16 protein-coding genes and 1 other RNA gene are annotated in these 17,222 nt (G+C 70.0%); 11 read left to right on the top strand and 6 right to left on the bottom strand.

The window, feature by feature from the left end; genetic code table 11:
- Positions 1 to 55: 55 nt before the first annotated feature.
- The 7 genes from MCBMB27_RS22725 (at position 56) to MCBMB27_RS22755 (ending at position 4,974) form a co-directional block, all read left to right on the top strand.
- Positions 56 to 310 (top strand): hypothetical protein, encoded by a 255-nt coding sequence (locus MCBMB27_RS22725; protein ID WP_075381335.1) that lies wholly within the window; start codon positions 56 to 58, stop codon positions 308 to 310.
- Between the two features lie 82 nt (positions 311 to 392).
- A non-coding RNA gene (ssrS, locus tag MCBMB27_RS22730) (6S RNA) lies at positions 393 to 549 on the top strand.
- Positions 539 to 1,156 (top strand): 5-formyltetrahydrofolate cyclo-ligase, encoded by a 618-nt coding sequence (locus MCBMB27_RS22735; RefSeq protein ID WP_043760307.1) that lies wholly within the window; start codon positions 539 to 541, stop codon positions 1,154 to 1,156. The genes ssrS and MCBMB27_RS22735 overlap by 11 nt, the downstream gene beginning before the upstream one ends.
- Positions 1,157 to 1,159: 3 nt before the next feature.
- Positions 1,160 to 1,978 carry a TIGR00282 family metallophosphoesterase gene (locus MCBMB27_RS22740; RefSeq protein ID WP_075381336.1) on the top strand — a complete coding sequence of 273 codons (819 nt, stop codon included), beginning with the start codon at positions 1,160 to 1,162 and terminating at the stop codon, positions 1,976 to 1,978.
- A 206-nt stretch (positions 1,979 to 2,184) separates the two neighbouring features.
- Positions 2,185 to 3,165 carry a MotA/TolQ/ExbB proton channel family protein gene (locus MCBMB27_RS22745; protein WP_043382654.1) on the top strand — a complete coding sequence of 327 codons (981 nt, stop codon included), beginning with the start codon at positions 2,185 to 2,187 and terminating at the stop codon, positions 3,163 to 3,165.
- The gene (locus tag MCBMB27_RS22750; RefSeq protein WP_075381337.1) at positions 3,165 to 4,178 is read left to right on the top strand and encodes a peptidoglycan -binding protein; all 1,014 of its coding nucleotides are present in this window, start codon (positions 3,165 to 3,167) and stop codon (positions 4,176 to 4,178) included. Before MCBMB27_RS22745 ends, MCBMB27_RS22750 begins: the two co-directional genes overlap by 1 nt.
- A 280-nt stretch (positions 4,179 to 4,458) precedes the next feature.
- Positions 4,459 to 4,974 (top strand): methyl-accepting chemotaxis protein, encoded by a 516-nt coding sequence (locus tag MCBMB27_RS22755; protein ID WP_236952790.1) that lies wholly within the window; start codon positions 4,459 to 4,461, stop codon positions 4,972 to 4,974.
- 40 nt (positions 4,975 to 5,014) lie between these two features.
- Here MCBMB27_RS22755 and MCBMB27_RS22760 read toward each other — a convergent pair whose 3' ends face one another.
- Positions 5,015 to 6,859, bottom strand: a complete 1,845-nt coding sequence (locus MCBMB27_RS22760) for an ABC transporter transmembrane domain-containing protein (RefSeq protein WP_075381338.1) — start codon at positions 6,857 to 6,859, stop codon at positions 5,015 to 5,017.
- 240 nt (positions 6,860 to 7,099) lie between these two features.
- On the opposite strand from MCBMB27_RS22760, the gene rpmE reads away from it, so the two are divergent.
- Together rpmE and MCBMB27_RS22770 are read left to right on the top strand one after the other, a co-directional pair.
- Entirely contained in the window at positions 7,100 to 7,348 is a 249-nt protein-coding gene (gene rpmE, locus MCBMB27_RS22765) for a 50S ribosomal protein L31 (protein WP_012322259.1), read from the top strand.
- Positions 7,349 to 7,646: 298 nt separating this feature from the next.
- Entirely contained in the window at positions 7,647 to 9,008 is a 1,362-nt protein-coding gene (locus MCBMB27_RS22770) for a diguanylate cyclase domain-containing protein (protein ID WP_075381339.1), read from the top strand.
- A gap of 12 nt (positions 9,009 to 9,020) precedes the next feature.
- On the opposite strand, the gene rcdA is transcribed toward MCBMB27_RS22770, so the two are convergent.
- From rcdA to MCBMB27_RS22795, 5 genes are all read right to left on the bottom strand, one after another.
- The gene (rcdA, locus tag MCBMB27_RS22775; RefSeq protein WP_043353077.1) at positions 9,021 to 9,551 is read right to left on the bottom strand and encodes a protease adaptor protein RcdA; all 531 of its coding nucleotides are present in this window, start codon (positions 9,549 to 9,551) and stop codon (positions 9,021 to 9,023) included.
- 183 nt (positions 9,552 to 9,734) lie between these two features.
- Complete coding sequence (locus tag MCBMB27_RS22780; RefSeq protein WP_075381340.1) at positions 9,735 to 11,873, bottom strand: TonB-dependent receptor family protein; 2,139 nt, start codon at positions 11,871 to 11,873, stop codon at positions 9,735 to 9,737.
- A 44-nt stretch (positions 11,874 to 11,917) separates the two neighbouring features.
- The gene (locus MCBMB27_RS22785) at positions 11,918 to 12,250 is read right to left on the bottom strand and encodes a DUF2946 family protein (RefSeq protein WP_075381341.1); all 333 of its coding nucleotides are present in this window, start codon (positions 12,248 to 12,250) and stop codon (positions 11,918 to 11,920) included.
- 145 nt (positions 12,251 to 12,395) lie between these two features.
- Entirely contained in the window at positions 12,396 to 13,370 is a 975-nt protein-coding gene (locus MCBMB27_RS22790) for a copper chaperone PCu(A)C domain-containing protein (RefSeq protein ID WP_075381342.1), read from the bottom strand.
- Between the two features lie 42 nt (positions 13,371 to 13,412).
- Positions 13,413 to 13,790 (bottom strand): hypothetical protein, encoded by a 378-nt coding sequence (locus MCBMB27_RS22795; protein ID WP_075381343.1) that lies wholly within the window; start codon positions 13,788 to 13,790, stop codon positions 13,413 to 13,415.
- Positions 13,791 to 14,019: 229 nt separating this feature from the next.
- On the opposite strand from MCBMB27_RS22795, the gene MCBMB27_RS22800 reads away from it, so the two are divergent.
- Both MCBMB27_RS22800 and MCBMB27_RS22805 read left to right on the top strand, forming a co-directional pair.
- On the top strand, positions 14,020 to 15,318 hold the full coding sequence (locus tag MCBMB27_RS22800; protein WP_043760317.1) for a L,D-transpeptidase family protein: 1,299 nt from the start codon (positions 14,020 to 14,022) through the stop codon (positions 15,316 to 15,318).
- A 213-nt stretch (positions 15,319 to 15,531) separates the two neighbouring features.
- Entirely contained in the window at positions 15,532 to 17,187 is a 1,656-nt protein-coding gene (locus MCBMB27_RS22805; RefSeq protein ID WP_043382677.1) for a calcineurin-like phosphoesterase C-terminal domain-containing protein, read from the top strand.
- Positions 17,188 to 17,222: the final 35 nt, after the last annotated feature.

Here is a 17,222-nt window from a genome sequence, read left to right on the forward strand (position 1 = left end):
GCGTCGTAGCATTGTCTAACTTCGCGGCCTGCGATCCAATTTTGGGTGCGCTCTTATGCAGACAGCCAGCTTCGAGGACCGGGCCGGTGGGCGGCGCGATGTCAGTGCCCATCTGCGTCAGATCGCGGCCGTGACCGGGGTGCCGGTCGCGGCCTTCTTCGGGACTCCGGCATCGCGCCCACGGGCCGATCTCATCGAGCTGATCCGCCTGTGGCAGTCGGTCGCCGACGAGGAGGGCCGCATCGAGATTCTCGCCGTAGCCCGGGCCCGAGCGGCCAGCGCGAAAGATGGCGGAGCGGCGCCGGCCTGAAGCGACGGCCTGAAGCGACGACCTGCGGTTTTTGGTACGCCCGGCCCTGGCGGGATCGGGTCAGGACCGCTACATGATGACAGCGGGGCTGCAGAGTTCGTCAGGAGCACTATCCCCGGGGCCTTATCGACTCCCTCGGGAGCTGTCCCTGGCCTCGTCCCTGGACTTGGCCAACACGGCGCCCACCTACGCTGTAGGTTTCCCGGGATCGATCCTCCAACGGCTCACGTGGCTCCGCACCCGACCCCTCCCCAGGCCAGCGCCGAAGCTCCGGACGTCGCCCGAAAGGCGGAACTCCGCCGCGCGGCGCTCGCAGCCCGCGACGCCCTCGATCCCGCGGCTCGGCAGGCCGCCTCGGCGGCGATCGGACGCGCGCTGCTCGCGCTGCCCGAGCTTGCCCAGGCCCGTCTGGTGGGTGCCTTCTGGCCGATCCGCAGCGAAGTCGATCCCCGCCCCGCCGTCGAGGGCCTGCGCGCCCGCGCCCAGGCCGTTGCCCTGCCGCACGTCACGCCGGACGGCCTGGTGTTCCGCGAATGGCGCGTCGGCGACGACTTGATCGCCGGCCGATTCGGTCTCAGCGAGCCCGATCCTTCGCTTCCGCCGGTGGAGCCCGACGCGCTGATCGTCCCGCTCGCCGCCTTCGACCGGACCGGTCAGCGTATCGGATACGGCCGCGGCTACTACGACGGCGCGATCGCGCGCCTCTCCCGGACCCGTCCGGTCCTGACCGTCGGCATCGGCTTCGCCGCCCAGGAAGTGGAGCGGGTGCCGGCCGAGCCGCACGACCGACCCCTCCAGTTCGTGATCACCGAGTCCGGCGTGATCCGCTGCGACAGGACCGCCTGACCCATGCGCCTGCTCTTTCTCGGCGACGTCGTCGGGCGCTCGGGCCGCACCGTCGTGTGCGAGCGCCTGCCGCGTCTGCGTGAGCGGTGGCGCCTCGACTGCGTGGTGGTGAACGGCGAGAACGCGGCCGGCGGCTTCGGCATCTCCGAGGCAATCTGCGACGAACTGATCCAGGCCGGTGCCGATGCGGTGACGCTGGGCAATCACAGTTTCGACCAGCGCGAGGCGATGGTCTTCATCGCCCGCCAGCCACGCCTGGTGCGGCCGGCGAACTATCCCCCGGGTACGCCGGGCCGCGGCGCGACCGTCGTGGAGACGCAGGGAGGCGCCCGCGTCCTCGTCGTCAATGTGATGGGCCGCGTCTTCCTCGACCCGATGGACGATCCGTTCACGGCCGTGGAGCGGGAAATCACCGCCTGCCCCCTCGGCGCGGCGGCCGACGCCGTGATCGTCGACGTCCACGCCGAGGCGACGAGCGAGAAGCAGGCCTTCGGTCACTACCTCGACGGGCGGGCGAGCCTCGTCGTCGGGACGCACACGCACACGCCCACCGCGGACCACCGGATCCTGCCGGGTGGCACGGCCTACATGTCGGATGCCGGCATGTGCGGCGATTACGATTCGGTGATCGGCATGCAGAAGGACGAGCCGATCCGGCGCATGATCCAGAAGACGCCGGGCTCCCGATGGGAGGTGGCGGTCGGTGAGGGCACCCTGAGCGGCATCGCGGTGGAGACGGATGCGCGCGGCCTCGCCACGCGGGTCGCAGCCCTCCGCCTCGGGCCGAATCTGGAGGAGAGCTGGCCGCAATTCTGGGATTAGCGTCCCGTCTGGTGCCGCAGATGCCGGTTCGGCTTAGGACGAAGCGGCGGTCTTAAGCCTTTTGTGCGTCGCCGGTCCCGAAGGGGGTGGGCATAGCTTCCCGCTGACCTTCGCGAGACTTGATCGCGTGCGGGCCTACCCCCACAGTGCCCGCGATCGGCGCCGGCATCCGGCTGCCGCGTAATGAGATCAGGTTAGAGCGACGGATGGCCGCCCGAGAAACCGGCGACGTTAACAAGGGGCCGCTGGCACAACCCGGGATCTATCTCGGGCGCATGGTCATCTTCTTGATCCTGGTGGGCTTCCTGGCCTTCATCCTGTTCAGGCAGATCACCCCGGCCTTCCTGGCCAATCCCGGACTCAACGGTCTCATCCTCGGGGTGTTGCTGATCGCGGTCCTGATCGCCTTCGGTCAGGTTGTGCGGCTGTTCCGCGAGACCGCCTACGTCAACGCCGTCGCCAACGGCGGGCCGGTGAAACGGCCGCCGGCCCTGCTGGCGCCGATGGCGCCGATGATCGCCGCGCGGGCTGGAGGCGCCACCCTGCCGGGCACCACCGGCTATCTGGACACGATCGCGGTGCGCCTCGACGAGGGCCGCGACATCCTGCGCTACATCGCCGGCATCCTGATCCTGCTCGGCCTGCTCGGGACCTTCTGGGGACTCATCGATACGCTGTCGGCGGTGGGCGGCGTCATCAAGGGTATGCGCGGTGGCGGCGATGCCGGCGTGATGTTCGACGAACTGAAATCCGGTCTTGCGGTGCCGCTCTCAGGCATCGGCCTGGCCTTCTCGGCCTCGCTGTTCGGCTTGGCCTCGTCTCTGATCACCGGCTTCCTGGAACTGCAGGCGGGGCAGGCCCATGCCCGGTTCCACAACGAATTGCAGGACTGGCTGATGTCCGGCGCGACCGCGCCCGAGGCCGTGGCGACCGTCGCGGCGGTGCGGCCTGCCGCGGGCACGCAGGAATTGAAGGACGCCGTCGACCGCCTGACGGCTCTGGTGGCCGAGGGCGGCGGGAGCCGCGCAGCGACGCAGGCGATGACCAATCTCGCCGAGGGCATCCAAGGTCTCGTCCAGCACATGCGCGCCGAGCAGCAGATGATCCGCGACTGGGTGGAGGCGCAGGCCAGCCGCGAGCGCGAGCTGAAGCAGGTGCTCGACCGGCTGGGCCGGGAGCGCGTCTAGTGGCCTCCACGGCGACGCGGACCCGGCGCACGCTCAATGTCTGGCCCGGCTACGTCGACGCGCTGGCGACGCTGCTCCTCTCGGTGGTCTTCCTGCTCACGGTGTTCGTGGTGGGGCAGTTCTTCCTGTCGCAGGAGCTGACCGGCCGGGACGAGACGCTCGCCAAGCTCAACCGCCAGATCTCCGACCTCACCGATCTGCTCGCCTTGGAGCGGACGAACCGCCGGAATCAGGAGGAGGAGGCGCGGAACCTCCGCACGACCCTCGCCGGCGTCGAGGCCGAGCGCGACCGGGCCAAGGTGCAGGCCGAGGCCGCGACCGTCAGCCAGGGCGCCGCGGGTACGCTCGACAAGCAGCTGGAGGCCGAACGCGGGGCGACCAAGCGGGCGCTGTCTCAGATCGACCTGCTGAACGAGCAGATCAGCGCCATGCGCCGGCAGCTCGCCGCCCTGGAGGACGCCCTCTCGGCCTCCGAGAGCCGCGACCGGGAATCCCAGGCGCGGATCGCCGAACTCGGCAGCCGGCTGAACGTCGCCCTCGCACAGAAAGTTCAGGAACTGGCCCGCTACCGGTCCGACTTCTTCGGCCGCCTGCGCCAGATCCTCGGTAACCGGCCCGACATCCGCGTGGTCGGCGACCGGTTCGTGCTGCAATCCGAGGTGCTGTTTCCGGGCGGCTCCGCGACCCTCAAGCCTGAGGCCGGGCCGGAGCTCGACCGCATCGCCGGGGCCATCTCGGATCTCGCCAGGCAGATCCCGGCGGATCTGCCCTGGGTCCTGCGGGTGGATGGACACACCGATGCGCGCCCGATCAGCACGTCGCAATTCCCGTCGAACTGGTCGCTCTCGGCGGCGCGCGCCATCGCGGTGGTCCAGTACCTCGCCGGCAAGGGGATCCCGCCGCAGCATCTCCTGGCGGGTGCCTTCGGCGAATTCCAGCCTCTCGAGGCCGGGGCGACCGAGGAGGCCTACGCCCGCAATCGCCGGATCGAGATGAAGCTCACCGAGCGGTAGGGCTGCGCGGCCCACCCGGTGGCCTCAGGCGCATCCGGCCTCAGGATCTGAGCCGGCTCCCCCGGCGACGTCGGGATCGTTCAGTCTTCCCTGTCGAAGAAGTCTATAAAGACGCAAAATTTGTGGTCAATTCAATCTGTATGATTTTTACATGTTATCATCGGGGCGTGTTTTGCCTCCTGTATTTGCGGTTCATTCGCGGCCGTCTTGACGGCCCATCGATTTAACCTCTCGTTATCTTTGATGCTCCAGGGTGCCGGCGATCCGGGGAGTGTCATCGATGTCGAAGCTCAACCTGTTCCCGAACGCCGCTCGGCGCGACGTCAGCGATCTGCCCGGTCCGGCCACGGACGGGCACGCCGCTCGACGCCCTCCGGTGGGCCGCGATACGATGGAGTGTCTGGGTGACCAGGAGCCGCATGACGAGGCCGGCGCGATCGCGGCGGCCGTGCGGGTCTTCGAGGACGGGCTGATGCAAATGCAGGCGAGCGCGAGGGTTGCCGGCGCGTCGGACGCGGGTGAGGCTGTGGCCGACCAGGCGACCGGCCTCCTCGCGAGCATCGCCGGTCAGACGAGCCTCATGGCACTCCGGGCCGCAATCGAGGCGGTCCGTGACGGCGGGGAGGGGAAGGGCTTCGCGGTCGCCGCCGCGGACGTCAAAGATCTGGCCGGTCAGATGGCACGGGCGACGGATACGATCGTCGCGCAGGTCGGCCTGATCCAGGCCGCGGCGGAGCGGGCGCAGGGCGGGGCTGGGCATCGTCATCGCCGCGTCGCGCAGGCCTCCGCCCAGTGAGCGGCGCCGGCCGTCGCGGCGATGTCCAGACCCGCTCCGGCTAGTCCGCGACCGGCAGGCGCTCGCCGCGGCTGCGGGGCTCCTTGCCCCGTGCCGTTTCGTCCAGCGCATCGGTGAATTGCAGGTTCGCGAGCTGGGCGTAGAGCGCACCCTGCGCCAGAAGGCTCTCATGGGTTCCGGTCTCGACGATTCGGCCGTCGTCGAGGACCAGGATGCGGTCCGCGGCGCGGATCGTCGCGAGTCGGTGGGCGATCACCAGCGTGGTGCGGCCCTGCATCAGCGTGGCGAGGGCGGCCTGGACCGCGCGTTCGGACTCGGCATCCAGCGCCGATGTCGCCTCGTCGAGGAGGAGGATCGGCGCGTCCTTGAGGATTGCCCGCGCGATGGCGATGCGCTGCCTCTGACCGCCGGAGAGGGTCACGCCGCGCTCGCCGACCTGGGTGGCGTAGCCCTGCGGCAGTGCCGTGACGAAACCGTGCGCGTTGGCGAGTTCGGCCGCGCGCCGGACCTCCGCCTCGCCGGCCTCCGGTCGGCCGTAACGGATATTCTCGGTGACGGTCCCGGAGAACACCACCGGGTCCTGCGGGACCAGGGCGATGCGGGAACGCAGGCGCTCGGGGTCGACCCGGGCGATGTCCGTGCCATCCACCAGGATCCGGCCGCTCTGCGGATCGTAGAAGCGCAGCAGCAGCTGGAACACCGTCGATTTGCCGGCGCCGGACGGGCCCACGATGGCGATGCGCTCGCCGGGTGCGGCCGTGAAGCTCAACCCGCCCAGGGCGGCATGTTCCGGTCGGGTCGGATAGGCGAAGCGCACTTCCTCGAACGACACCGAGCCCCGCGCGGGCTCGGGAAGCGGCATGACGGGCGACGGCGCGCGAATTGCGGGTTCGGCAGCGAGGATCTCGGTGAGCCGCTCGGCCGCCCCGGCCGACATGGCGAGGTCGCCGTAGACCTCGGAGAGCTGGCCGAGGGCGCCCGCGCCGAACACGGCGTAGAGCACGAATTGCGAGAGTTCGCCGCCCGTCATCGTGTGATTGAGGACGCCCTGGGCGCCGTACCACATCACCCCGACAACCGAGGCCGAGATCAGGAAGATCGCGACCCCCGTGAGCAGGGCCCGGGCGCGGATCGAGGCGCGGGCGGCCAGGTAGGCCTCCTCGGAGGCTGCGGCGAACCGGGCCGCCGTCGCGGCCGAGCGGCCGAAGGCCTGCATGGTGCGCACCGCCCCGACGGCCTCGGCCGCGTACGCGGAGGCATCGGCGAGGCGGTCCTGGGCCGCACGGGATCGCCGCCGCACGCCGCGGCCCGAGACGATCAGCGGGAAGACGATGATGGGGATTGCGGCCAGCACCATCACGGACAGGCGCGGGCTCGTCACGACCATCATGGCCGTGGCGCCCACGAACAGGAACAGGTTGCGCAGCAGGATCGAGACCGAGACCCCGAAGGCCGACTTGATCTGCGTCGCGTCCGCGGTGAGCCGGGAGACGATCTCGCCGGATTGCGACCGGTCGAAGAAGGCGGGGTCGAGCAGGGTCAGCCGGGCGAAGACCGCGCTGCGGAGATCCGCGACCACTCGCTCGCCCAGGGACACCACCGTGTAGACGCGGGCCGCGCTCGACAGCGCGAAGGCCGCGACGACGCCGAGCAGAGCCAGGAAATAGGCGTCGATCACCCCCGAACCGTCGGCGGTGAACCCGTGGTCGATGACCCGACGCATGGCGATCGGCACGACCAGCGTCGAGGCGGAGGCGCAGACGAGGGCGATCAGGCCCGCGGCGATCCGCACGCGGTAGCGCAGGGCGAAGGGGATGAGCGGCCGGAGGGCGCTCAGCGGGGCTTTGGGTCGGCCATCCGCGGCCGCCTTGGTCTTACGGGCCATCACGCCTCACGTGTTTTCTTTGTCCCGGTCCGCGGCGCTTGTGACCGGGGAGCGGCTGCGGTATAGGCCGCCGCTCATCCGATTGCGTGTGTTCAATGGCCGCGGGCCGCCACCACGGTCGGCTTGGACGTGCCGTTGCCACGAACCCATGGTTCGGTGCAACCGGTGATATCTTCCGCATTCCGGGCCGGGCGGCGCCTCCTGCGCTTCCCGCCGGCGTGCCAGACAGGGACCAAGGTCATGGCGAAGGACGCGGCCGCAAAGGCCAAGGGGACCGAGCACCCCGATTACCACTTCATCAAGGTCGTGATGACGGACGGTACCGAGTACCAGACCCGTTCGACCTACGGGAAGGAGGGCGACACCCTCAATCTCGACATCGATCCGCTGACCCATCCGGCCTGGACCGGCGGTGAGCAGAAGATGCTCGATCGCGGCGGCCGGGTGTCGCGCTTCAACTCGCGCTTCGGCAATCTCGGCAAGCGCTGAGTCCCGAACACCTCGCTCACGCGAATCGCGCAATCAGGCGGGCGGTCTCGTTTCGGGGCCGCCCGTTTTCGTGCGCGCTGCCCAGCGCACGTCCTCGCACAGCGGGGCGCATGGTCCTGTCCGGCGGATGGTCTTCAGTTCGGAGTGGAGACTTCTCGCGCAAGTTGTTTTTGGACTTAGACTTAAGAATTATTGATTTTTTGCGGAGAAAAACATAGGGAGATCGAGCGCGATCTGACCAGAGGCAGCGCGGCTGCCGTCGCGGGCGGGGTTTCTGCGTCAGGGAACGGTTGCAACGATGAGTGGGGCTCCGTCGATAGAGCATGTCGACCGCGCAAACGTCGACCGGACTCTCTCGATCGAGCGCCGCGAGCCGCGGGCGGCACGTTACGGCTACGCCATCGCGATTGCCGCGGTGCTCTGCGCGCTGGCTGCGCGTGCGGCGCTTCCGCCCGGCCTTCCGTTCATCACCTTCTATCCCGCGGTCATCCTCACCGCCTATTTCTGCGGTCTCGGTCCGGCACTCGTCTGCACGATCCTATCGGGCGTGGCCGTGTGGTACGCCGTGCTGCCGTCGAACCTTCCAGCCACGGGCGCATCGTCGGCCGCCATCGCCCTGATCCTGTTCGGGATCGTCGTGGGCATCAACCTGATCCTCATCGAGAGGATGCGGCGGGCCTCGGACGCCAACGCGGCGTTGGCGCAATCCACGCGGCAGCTCATGGTCGAGCTCCAGCGTGAGACCAGCCTGCGCATGGCCAACGAGCAGCTCGCCGAGAAGACGCTGCTTCTCGATCTCGCCCTGCAGGCCGCCGATGCCGGAACCTGGCGCTACTGTGTCCGGACGGGGCGCGCCCAGCTCTCGGAGCAGATGGCGCGTCACCACGGCTTCGGCGACCAGCCCATCGAGATCGACGTCGAGCGCGACTGGCGACCGCGTATCCATCCCGACGATGCCGAGCGGACCTTGCGGGATCTCGGGGCGGCCATTGCCGGGCGAACGAAAGTCGTCACGGACTTCCGCGTTCTTCTGCCGGATGGCCGGGTGCGCTGGATCACCGGCCTCGGGCAGGTGGAGACCGACGCGGCCGGTGCCGTCACCGCGGTCGTCGGTCTCAGCCTGGACATCACCGCCCGTAAGGAGGCCGAGGCGAAGATCGCCCACATGGCGTGCCACGATCCCCTGACCGGGCTCGCCAATCGAACGCTGTTCCATGACCGTCTGGACGCGGAGATTGCCCGTGTCCGCCGGCACGGCGCCACCTTCGCGCTGTTCTGCCTGGACATCGACCGCTTCAAGGCCGTGAACGACACCCACGGCCACTCGGTCGGCGACGCGCTGCTCCGGATCGTCGCAGCCCGACTTCAGGCCGTCATCCGCACGGAAGACATGCTGGCGCGGATCGGGGGCGACGAGTTCGTGATCATCCAGACCCAGGCCGAGCAGCCCGAGAGCGCTTCCGCCCTCGCCGAGCGCCTGATCGGCACCGTGGAGCAGCCGATCGAGCTCGAGGGGCATACCCTCTCAGTGAGCCTCAGCGTCGGGATCGCCCTGGCGCCCGCCGACGGCCACGATCCGCTGAGCCTCTACAACAGCGCGGACCGCGCCCTGTACCGTGCGAAGGCGCAGGGCCGGAACACCTTCCGATTCGCGGGCTGAGGCTTCAGGCGATCAGCCCTCGGCCATCCGGAACGCCATCCGCAGCAGGCCCTGCTGCTGGGCCACCGGGCTCTCGACGGGGACCGGGGTCGGCCGGTCCTCGGCGATCAGCGCGTCGAGGTGCAGGATGCGGCTGTGCAGGCGCCGGGCGCGCACGATCAGCTGCTGGAGGCGCATCGGCAGCAGGTTGAAATCCTGCTGCTTCGGCGGCTCCGCCGTGCCGAGCTTGACGCGGTGCTTCTCCTGAAGGGCCTCCGCCGGGGTCATCTCGCCTTCAGCGACCGCGCGCTGCACCAAGAGCCACGAGGCGATCTGCATCAGCAGCGTGGTCAGGCGCATGCTCTCGGCCGCGTAGCTGAGGGTCGCGTCGCGGGAGACCAGACGCGACTCGTCGCGGCCTTCGCCGTCGAGATAGGCGGCGGTCTCCTCGACCAGGGTCATTCCGTCGCGGAACAGCGCCTTGAAGGCGTCCGAGTTGACGTAGGACCTGCCGAAATCGATCCAGTCCTGATCGTCCCGAAACGTGACATCGAAGCCGTTCATCTGCCTCTCCTGTGCCGTCCGACGGCCCGGCTCGTTCCGATCCGGGACGCTCCGTCCTTGGCTTTCGGACGACACCGCAATCCTAGCGCCGATTGGCCCGAACAGCAGGGTTCATGTTTTTTTAACCTTAACCCGCCGTCCGGTGCCTGGAGAAGGGGTTCGGGTCCGGCGGCGGAGAACGCCTCAGAACGCGGCCCGGATCCCTCCGAAGACGCTGCGGCCGCTGCCGGGATAGAACGCCGCCAGCGCGCCCGCTCCGCCGGCCGTCGCGGCGGCGTTGGCGACCACGGCGATGTCCGAGACGTAGCGGGCATTCGTGAGATTGCGGGCATCCACGAACAGGGCGACGCCGTCGGCGAAATCGATGCCGGCCTCGACGCCGAGCAGGGCGTAGCCCGGCACCCGCAGGGTGTTGGCGTGATCCGCGAAGGCGCCCTGCGGGACCCAGTCGAGCGACGGCGCGACGTGGAAGCCGCTCGGGTGCCGGTAGCTCAGGACCGTCCGCAGCACGTCCGCCGGGATCCCGGCGATGCGGTTGTTGCCGAAGACCGGGTCGCCGACGAACCGGAAGTCGTTGTGGGTCCAGATCTGGGTCAGGCTGACCCCGTCGCCGGTCCCGGCGAGATCGCGGACGAGGTCCAGGGTGACGGCCGCCTCGACGCCCTGGTGGACGGAGCGGGGCGTGTTGAAGGTGGCGGCCGGAATGTTGAGGCCGGGATTGGTCGCGAAGTTGATCAGCTCGTCGCGCAGGTCCGACCGATAGAGCGTCACGTCGAAGGCGAGGCGGCCGAAGCGCCCGCGGGCGCCGGCCTCGTAGGTCCAGGCGCGCTGCGCCCGCAGGGGTACGAAGGTGGTGCTCAGGAGGTTCTGCTGAACGAGATCGGAGAAATCCGGCACGTCCCGGGACCGGACGACGTCGCCGAAGACCTGGATGTCGGGCCGCGGCTGCCACAGCAGGCCGACCTTCGGGTTGAGCCCCTCGTAGGTCACATCGGCGAAGCGCGGCCTCGGGTTGCCCGGCAGGCCGCCCTTGTCGCTGAAGGTCCGGTTCGACGAGAACGCCTTCGCGCCGGTCATCAGCGCCACGTCCGGCAGGAACCAGAAGCGGTTCTCGCCATAGGCCTCGACGCTCGACGCGCTTTGGAGGGAATTCAGCGTCTGCGCCCCCCGCTGTCCGCGGACATTGACGAATTGCAGCGCGGAGTTCTGGCCCGCGAAGGCGCGCAGCCCGAGGACGACGTCGTCGCGGAAGCCGCCGAGATCGAAGGTCCCGGCCCAGTGCGGGCTGATCCCGTAGGTCCAGCCATCCTGGTCGATCGCCTGGAAGATCGGATGGTACAGGCTCTTGTGGATCGCCCAGGTGTCGACGTCGAGCTTGCCCACGTCGAGGAGGAACGAGGTGCGGTTCGCGATGCGCTTCGTCTCGACTTTGCGGGACTGGTTGCCCGTGATGGCGGCGGGATTGGCCAGCGTCGGCGTCGTGAGGCTCTGGCCGAGGGTCAGGGTGCCCGGGAGCTTCTGGTCGGTGAGATAGGTGCCGAGATAGAAGCGGGTCTCGATGTCGGGGGCGATCCGGTAGCCGATATTGACGTTGAAGTTCTTTGTGGCCTGCGCCTCGTGGGCACGGAACCCGTCGGAATTGGTCAGCGTCGCGTTGACCAGCACGTCGAGCGGCCCGTCGATGCGGGACATCTGGGCCTGTTCGCGGATCGTGCCGAAGCTGCCGCCATCGACCCGCAGGATGTTGGGCGCCAGCGCCGTGTAGGCCGTGGGCGTCACGACGTTGACGGCGCCGCCCAGTGTCGTTGCCCCGAAGGTGAGGGCGTTGCCACCCTTGTAGACCTCCACCGAGCGCAGGGCGAGCGGATCGACCTGATAGAAGTCGCCGCTCCCGTCCGCGAGGTTGAGCGGGATCCCGTCCTGCAGCAGCTCGATGCCGCGCAGGTGAAAGGCGCGGGCGATGCCGGAGCCGCGGACCGACAGGCGCAGCTCCTGCCCGTAGCGCTCCTGCACGTAGACGCCCGGCACGTCCTTGAGCACGTCGCGAAGCGTGTTGGCGTAGCGGTCCTGGAGCGTCGCGGCGTCGACGAAGGCTACGGACCCGACGGTTCCCGCGAGGGCGGCCCGCTGGCGGTCGACGCTCGGCACCGAGAGCGAGCCGCGGGTCTCGCCCGACGGCGCGTCCGTCGCGGCGGCGCCGACGACGCTGAGTTCGGACAGGGTGACCGAGGCGGCCGATGACTGAGGTTGCGCTGCGGCCGGCGTCGCGCAGGCGGAGAGCAGGAGCGCGGCGCATCGGCCGGCCCGGGACAGGCGGGGCATGGGGCAGAATCCGTGTCTGATGATCGGGGGCGGGCGGCGATCGGTCAGACGACGGGTGGGGCGCGGGCTCCGAGACCGGGACGTGGCGGCGCCCGCGGGAAAGCGACGCGCTGCGGCCGCGGGCCGGCGGCCGCGACCGGACGGGCGAAGGGGACGGCCGTCACGGTCGAGGGCGCGGGGAGGGTCGCTGGCCCCCCCGCGTGACAGGCGACGCAGCAATCCCCGTGGTGATGAGCCGGCAGCTGCTTGCCGGCCGGTGCCCGATCTGCCTGGCCGCCATCGGCGAGGCACAGGATATGGTCCGGTCCCGCATTGGCCGAGGCGATGCCGCCGAGGATGCCCTGCAGCGCCAGGGCATAGAGGGCGAGGAACGCCACGACCCGAGCGCATGCACGGACCGACCGTGCGGGAACGTCCCGACGATCCGCGCGGCCGCGCGGGCCGGGCGCCGTGGTGGCCCGGCCTCGTGGGTTCTCCCTTCTCACGTCGGTCGCCCGGCGGCCGATGCTCCCTGTCGGGCGGCTAGTGCTGGTGCTGATGCTGGCCGCCCGGCGCGCCCGCGCCGATCGGGGCCACCGTGAAGGTCACCGGCACGGCGCCCGCCCGCTGGAAGGTGAGCGTCCCCGCGACGGTCTCGCCGGCCTTCGGCGCGCCGGTGAGACCCTCGAACATCAGGTGGTAGCCGCCGGGCTTGAGCTCCACGGTCTCGCCGGGCTTGATCGTCAGGCCGTCCGAGACCGGTGCCATCTTCATGACGCCGCCCTCCATCGACATGGAGTGGATGTCGCTGCTCTTGGCAAAGGGCACCGTCGCACCCGTGAGCGTGTCGGGCGTGCTCCCGGTATTGGTGATGCGCACATACCCGCCCGCGACCTTGGCGCCGTTCGGCGTGGCGCGCAGCCACGGCGTCTCGATCGTCAGGTCCCCGGCCTTCACGGTCGAGCCGGTGGCGGGCGTCGCCGCGGCCGGTGCGCCGCCGGCCTGAGCCACCTGGACGATCCGGAAGGACGGTGCCGCGGCCTTCAGGTCATGGGCGTCCTGGCCGGCCTTGGGGATCTCCGACCAGGAATAGCCGCCCTCCGAGCAATCCTGCTGGACCGGGACGTAGACGGTCGCGCCGGGCTCGAACGTGCCGGCCACCTGCGCCAGGAACGTGAACTCGTCGACCTGATCGTCCGGCAGGGAGCCGCCGCTCCAGGTGATCGCCGTCACGCCCTCAGAGGCCGTGCCGTGATGGGTCGCGTAGGTCTTGGCGTAGGGGCCGCGCGTCGTGGCGAGGGTCCAGCCGGGCTTCGGCATCGGCTTGGCGCCGACGAGGCCCTCCGGAATGCTGACGCTCACGCGGGTGGTCGGCTTGCCGTTGCAGCCGTGCATGATCTGGACGACGCCGCGATACGCGGCGCCGGGGGCGGCCTGCTTGCGTTCCAGCACTGCGTGAGCCTGCGCCGCGGAGGCGAGCAGCCCGAGGCCGAGGGCGGCCGAGACAAGGGTCTTCATGGGAATTTATCCGTCCTGAGGGATCCGAGAGGTGGTGATCGCTCAGGCGGTCGGCGGCCCCCGGGGGGAGGCAATTGTCCCGGGCGGGGCGCGGGCACCGATGCTGCCGGTGAGGGGCCAGGCCGGATGAAGATCCGCGGCCGCGGCCCACCGGAGGGCGGTCACGGCCGGTCGCGGCGGAAGCGCCGGCCCGGTGGCCTGGGCCGCCGTGCAGCAATCGCCATGGCGGTGGGGAACGGGCGCTCCCGGTATGGCCGCCGCGTCGGAATGCTGCGCGCAGAGGCCGTCGGTCGTCGCCGGCCACGGCATCAGGCCGCCGAGGAAGGCCTGGAGCAGCAGGGCGTAGAGCGCCAGCACGGCGATCACGGCCCGCAGGGCCGGCCCGACACGTCGATCCGAAAGGGCCTCGCCCGAATCCATGCTGCTCCCGCGCACCGTCCGAACCGGACCGCTATGGCATCCCTGCCACACCGGGCCGACTTAGGCTGTTGCCAGGGTGCCGCACCGGGACGCTGCGTGCGCTGGCGCACGGCGATGCCACATTCCGGCCCCTTCGATAGGGAGTCTTAACGCCATCCCGACACCGTGGCGCACGAGACAATCCGCTCCCGTCACGATCTGACGAACCCCGGACCAGAGCCAGCGACCGATGCGCAAGAAGGCACAAAACCGGTTCACCGCAATCCTGAGCGTCGCCGCTTTCGGCGCGCTGGGCTTCGGCGCCGCCCAAGCCCGCGATCAGGGCAACTATGCCCAGGCCGAATGGGCGCAGGACTACGCTTCACCCGCCGGCATGCAGGTGCAGCGCGAGACGGTTCCGATCCTCTCGCCGCAGACCGTGACGTCCACCGAGCAGATGGTGGAGCGCTACAAGGACATCGTCGCCCGCGGCGGCTGGCGTCAGGTTTCCGGCGCCGACCATCTGCGGGTCGGATCGCGCGGCCCGGCCGTGGCGGCCATCCGCCAGCGCCTGATCGTCACCGGCGACCTCGATCCGGCCGCCGGTGGCTCGGGCGTGTACGATTCGTACGTCGCCGCGGGCGTGAAGCGGTTCCAGGCCCGTCACGGCCTCAGCCAGACCGGCGCGATGACGATGGCCACCCAGCAGGCCATGAACGTCCCGGCCGAGGTGCGCCTCCGCCAGCTCGAGATCAACGTCGTGCGCCTGCGCTCCTACTCGGGCGATCTCGGCCGGCGCTTCGTGATCACCAACATCCCGGCCGCGCTCGTCGAGACGGTCGAGAACGGTCAGGTCGTGACGCTCCACGCCGCAGGCGTCGGTAAGATCGACCGCCAGTCGCCGATCATGAACACCAAGGCGACGCAGATCAATTTCAACCCGACCTGGACGGTCCCGGCTTCCATCGTGAAGAAGGACCTGATCCCGAAGATGCAGAAGGATCCGAACTACCTCACGGACAACAAGATCCGGATCCTGTCGAACGGCTCCGAGATCTCGCCGAAGTCGGTGAACTGGTTCTCGGATGAGGGCACCCGCTACACCTACCGGCAGGATTCGGGCGCCGACTTCAACTCGATGGGCATCGTCCGCATCAACATCCCGAACCCCTACGGCGTGTTCATGCACGACACGAACACCAAGGGCGTGTTCGGCGACGACTTCCGCTTCATCTCCTCGGGCTGCGTGCGCGTGCAGAACGTGCGCGAGTACATCACGTGGCTGCTGAAGGACACGCCCGGCTGGGACCGCCAGAAGGTCGAGGAGGCGATCGAGAGCGGCAAGCGCGTCGACGCCAACATCGCCCAGCCGGTGCCGGTCTACTGGACCTACATCACCGCCTGGTCGACCCCGGACGGCATCGTCCAGTTCCGCGACGACATCTACAAGCGCGACGGCGTGAACGTCCCCTCGACCATCGGCGCACCGACCCCGGTCGCCAGCGCCGAGCCGATGCCGCAGACCTTCGAGCCCGGCGACGAAGAGTAATCGTTCCGCGGGCGCCGGCCGCCTCCGGCGGCGCCCGCCCATCGAACCCGATCCGAGGCCCGCACCTCCGCCGAGGCGCGGGCCTCGTGCGTTCGGGGCCGCTTCTGTCATCCGGAAGTCAAACGCGTCTGCTTGGCCGCGGAGGCTGCGTCCCGGAGCCGGTTGCCGGCCTCCCGCGAGACGACGCGCCGCGAAGCCGTGCAGGAGCCATCCATGTCGCGCGATACTCAACCCGGAGGCCTGACCCGCCGGAGCACCATGGCGGGCGCCGCCGCCCTGGGCCTCGTCGCGGGCCGGGCCGGCGCGCAGGAGACCGCCGAGGCCACCGGGATCGTCTCCGCGCGCGATGCGGCCGGCGGGGACCCGGCTCCGTTGCCGGGTGTGCTGGTGTCCAACGGTCGCGAGGTCGTGCGCACGGACGATCAGGGCCGCTACCGCCTGCCGATGTCGGGCGACGGGGCGGTCTTCGTGATCAAGCCGCCGGGCTACGCCCTGCCGCGCGACGCCGACAACGTGCCGCGCCATTCCTACATCCACCAGCCCGGGGGCACGCCCGCCGAGCTGGGCCTGCGCTATCGCGGGCTCGCGCCCACCGGGCCGCTCCCGGCCTCGATCGACTTCACCCTGACCCGCGTGGACGAGACGACGGACTTCGACGTCGTGCTGTTCACCGATCCCCAGCCCGAGAGCCGGTTCGAACTCGACCATGTGCGGGACACGGCGGTCGCCCGCGCCATGGCGATCCCGGCGGCCTTCGGCCTGACCACCGGCGACGTGCTGTTCGACGACCTGTCGCTCTACGGGCGGTCCAACCGCATCGTCGGGCGGATCGGTCTGCCCTGGTACAATCTGCCGGGCAATCACGACCTCAACATGCAGGCGCCGGACGCGCGCTACAGCCGCGAGACGTGGAAGCGGGTGTTCGGCGCGCCGACCTACGCGTTCCGGCACGGCCGGGCCTGGTTCGTGATGCTCGACAACGTCGAGTGGCTCGGGCCGCCCGTGCCGGTGGGCGCCAACACCTATCGAGGCCGGATCGGCGAACGCAGCCTCACCTTCCTGCGCAACCTCCTGGCCGAGATCCCCCGGGACGACCTGATCGTGCTGGCCATGCACATCCCGCTGCACACCGACACCGCGCCGGACGATCCGCGCAACACCACCACCGACCGCGCCGCGCTCCTCGAGCTGCTCGCCGGCCGCAAGGTTCTGAGCCTCGCCGGCCATACCCACACGACCGAGCACCATTACCTCGCCGACGGGCACCACCATCACGTGCTGACCGCCGTCTCGGGCTCGTGGTGGAGCGGTCCCGACGCCCGCACCGGCATCCCCTCCGCCGACAGCCGCGACGGCACGCCGAACGGGTTCCACGTCCTGTCGATCCGCGGCGCCGACTACACGTCGCGCTACGTCGCGGCGCAGGGTCAGCCGGACGAGACCATGCGGATCCTGTTCGAAAGCGAGTTGCGGGCCGGCGCGCCGGAGGTGGTGCGCTGGACCCGGCCCGTGCAGGGCCTCCGGCCGCCGGTGCCGCAGGACGCGCTCCCCGACACGACCCTGGTGGTGAACGTGTTCGACGGCGGCCCGCGTACGCACCTCGCGTTCCGGGTCGGCGAGGCGCCGGCCCGGCCGATGGCGCGCACCCGCCGCCTCGACCCGTTCGTCACCGAGCTCTACGAGCGCTACCCGGAGACCAAGAAGAGCTGGGTGAAGGCGACGCCCTCGACCCATATCTGGACGGCGCGGCTTCCGGACGATCTCGCCCCTGGGGCCCACCGGGTGATCGTGGAGGGGACGGACGAGTACGGCCGCCCGATCCGCGGCTGCACGGTGCTGGAAGTCACCGGCGAGCGCAGCCGCGGCTGAATCCGGGCGCCGCGTGCTCGGCGGCGCCCGCGCGG

It is taken from the genome of Methylobacterium phyllosphaerae, from assembly GCF_001936175.1.
Taxonomy (GTDB): domain Bacteria; phylum Pseudomonadota; class Alphaproteobacteria; order Rhizobiales; family Beijerinckiaceae; genus Methylobacterium; species Methylobacterium fujisawaense.

Coding starts and splice junctions, on each gene's coding strand:
- MCBMB27_RS22725 (WP_075381335.1), top strand. CDS start 56: ATGCAGACAGCCAGCTTCGAGGACCGGGCCGGTGGGCGGCGCGATGTC.
- MCBMB27_RS22740 (WP_075381336.1), top strand. CDS start 1,160: ATGCGCCTGCTCTTTCTCGGCGACGTCGTCGGGCGCTCGGGCCGCACC.
- MCBMB27_RS22745 (WP_043382654.1), top strand. CDS start 2,185: ATGGCCGCCCGAGAAACCGGCGACGTTAACAAGGGGCCGCTGGCACAA.
- MCBMB27_RS22755 (WP_236952790.1), top strand. CDS start 4,459: ATGTCGAAGCTCAACCTGTTCCCGAACGCCGCTCGGCGCGACGTCAGC.
- MCBMB27_RS22760 (WP_075381338.1), bottom strand. CDS start 6,859: ATGGCCCGTAAGACCAAGGCGGCCGCGGATGGCCGACCCAAAGCCCCG.
- rpmE (WP_012322259.1), top strand. CDS start 7,100: ATGGCGAAGGACGCGGCCGCAAAGGCCAAGGGGACCGAGCACCCCGAT.
- MCBMB27_RS22770 (WP_075381339.1), top strand. CDS start 7,647: ATGAGTGGGGCTCCGTCGATAGAGCATGTCGACCGCGCAAACGTCGAC.
- rcdA (WP_043353077.1), bottom strand. CDS start 9,551: ATGAACGGCTTCGATGTCACGTTTCGGGACGATCAGGACTGGATCGAT.
- MCBMB27_RS22780 (WP_075381340.1), bottom strand. CDS start 11,873: ATGCCCCGCCTGTCCCGGGCCGGCCGATGCGCCGCGCTCCTGCTCTCC.
- MCBMB27_RS22790 (WP_075381342.1), bottom strand. CDS start 13,370: ATGAAGACCCTTGTCTCGGCCGCCCTCGGCCTCGGGCTGCTCGCCTCC.
- MCBMB27_RS22795 (WP_075381343.1), bottom strand. CDS start 13,790: ATGGATTCGGGCGAGGCCCTTTCGGATCGACGTGTCGGGCCGGCCCTG.
- MCBMB27_RS22800 (WP_043760317.1), top strand. CDS start 14,020: ATGCGCAAGAAGGCACAAAACCGGTTCACCGCAATCCTGAGCGTCGCC.
- MCBMB27_RS22805 (WP_043382677.1), top strand. CDS start 15,532: ATGTCGCGCGATACTCAACCCGGAGGCCTGACCCGCCGGAGCACCATG.